The sequence below is a fragment of the Amphibacillus cookii genome, from assembly GCF_016908375.1.
Classification (GTDB): Bacteria; Bacillota; Bacilli; order Bacillales; family Amphibacillaceae; genus Amphibacillus_C; species Amphibacillus_C cookii.
Map to the genome: position 1 here is coordinate 1 of NZ_JAFBDS010000027.1, position 1,902 is coordinate 1,902.

2 protein-coding genes are annotated in these 1,902 nt (G+C 43.2%); both read left to right on the forward strand.

Features of this window, described 5'->3' with window-relative positions:
• Positions 1-504 precede the first annotated feature (504 nt).
• Positions 505-1,419 carry a group II intron reverse transcriptase/maturase gene (ltrA, locus tag JOE23_RS17730; RefSeq protein WP_239585499.1) on the forward strand — a complete coding sequence of 305 codons (915 nt, stop codon included), beginning with the start codon at positions 505-507 and terminating at the stop codon, positions 1,417-1,419.
• Positions 1,332-1,826, forward strand: coding sequence for a group II intron maturase-specific domain-containing protein (locus JOE23_RS18030; protein ID WP_338021939.1), 495 nt, complete (start codon positions 1,332-1,334; stop codon positions 1,824-1,826). Before ltrA ends, JOE23_RS18030 begins: the two co-directional genes overlap by 88 nt.
• Positions 1,827-1,902 lie beyond the last annotated feature (76 nt).

Consider the following 1,902-nt stretch of genomic DNA (forward strand, 5'->3'; position numbering starts at 1 on the left):
TTGGTGCGCCCGGCATGGGCGACAACTTGGTGGTGAAAGTCCACTACAGGCTTGGCAGTAGGAACTGTTAGCGAAAGACAAGGATGTCCATCGTGAGGTGGAATCTGAAGGAAGTCGGACGCAAATGCTCGCACTGACGAACAGAAACTTCATACAAAGGCTGAATCAGGACGGATGAATCTACCGAACAAGATAAAATCCAATACTGCCCGAATCCTGTACAGTAGATGAAGCAGTGACATGAGCGGAAGGTTGTCGTTCTTACCCGGGGAGGTCTCTCGGACGAGGAAACTGGGTTGAAAAAGATTTGTCGAGAGAAGTCAGCAGAGGTCATAGTAGCCATGTAAGTTGCGAAGGACTGAACAATAATAACTTTGGAAAACAAGGAGGTGGATGTATCGCCCACATCGCAGAAAACGCTGTGGTAAAGACCGAAAGGCGACACGCCTATGGAAGGATAAGCTGGAAGCGAAAGATACATAGGGTGTGCGTAGGCGATACAACATGGAGATGACAGAACAAAGTGGTATCACGCTCATTCAACGGATGGTTAACCCGATGAACATTGAAATAGCTAAAAAGAAAGTGCAACAGAATAAAGGAGCCCCAGGCATCGATGGTATGACAGTCAAGGAACTCGATGAACATTTAGAAAAGTATCTTCCTCACTTGACGGAAAAGTTACTAAATGGCACCTACCAACCTCAACCGGTTAAACGGGTAAGTATCCCGAAAGCAGATGGGTCAAAACGTCATCTGGGCATTCCATGTGCACGAGATAGACTCGTTCAACAGATGATTCTACAGATGATTGAACCGGAGATTGATGGATGCTTTTCAGATAATAGCTATGGTTTTAGGAAAGGGAGAAATGCCCACCAAGCCATTATCAAGGTGCAATCCTTCTATGAGGAAGGGTACCATTGGGTTGTTGACTGCGACCTCAAGAGTTACTTCGATACCATTAACCATCAGAAGTTACAGAACCGTCTCCAATGGCATATTAAGGACAAAATTGTCCTTAAACTCATATGGAAATTCCTTAGAGTCGGTATCTTAGATGGTGATCATTTCTATGAAGCGAACGAAGGAACACCACAAGGTGGGCCGTTATCACCACTACTTGCGAATGTCTATTTAGACCAATTAGATAAAGAGTTAGAAAGAAGAGGTCATAAATTTGTACGTTACGCAGACGACTTTGTCATCTATGTCAAAAGCAAAAGAGCGGGTGAACGTGTCATGGAAGGTATCAAGGCTTTCATCGAAGGGAAATTACGATTGACGGTCAATCAAAAGAAAAGTAACATAACGACCGCAACGCAATCATCATTCTTAGGGTTCCACATACAAAATCATATGGGAAAGTTGGATGCCGTCCCACAAGGTCGGCTAAACAAAGATTCCGAAGAAAGCTAAAGAAACTCACGAGTCGAAAACGTGCGGGAGAATTTAAAGCGATCATCGCAAGCATCAATCGGGTCACGACCGGTTGGATAAACTATTATGGCATCGCTAATATGAAAAAGTTTATCGAAGAAACACAAAGATGGCTCAGAAGACGCCTTAGACAGCTGATTTGGAAACGGTGGAAACGTATGAGAACGCGGTATAGAAAACTTCGAGGATATGGGATACCTCATGATGAAGCACTTAAATTAGCAGCAAGTAGGAAGGGGTATTGGAATAGCTCAAAGACCCTTGTCCTTCATCAAGCTATATCAAATGAGCGATTAACAAAGTGGGGATTAAAGAGTTTAAACCTTCACTTAAAATCAAGTCAATTTAGATTTGAATATAAATTAAAACGATACTTAAATTATTGAACCGCCGTATACGGATCCGTACGTACGGTGGTGTGAGAGGTCGACTAGCCAATTAATGGCTAGTCATCTACTCGAT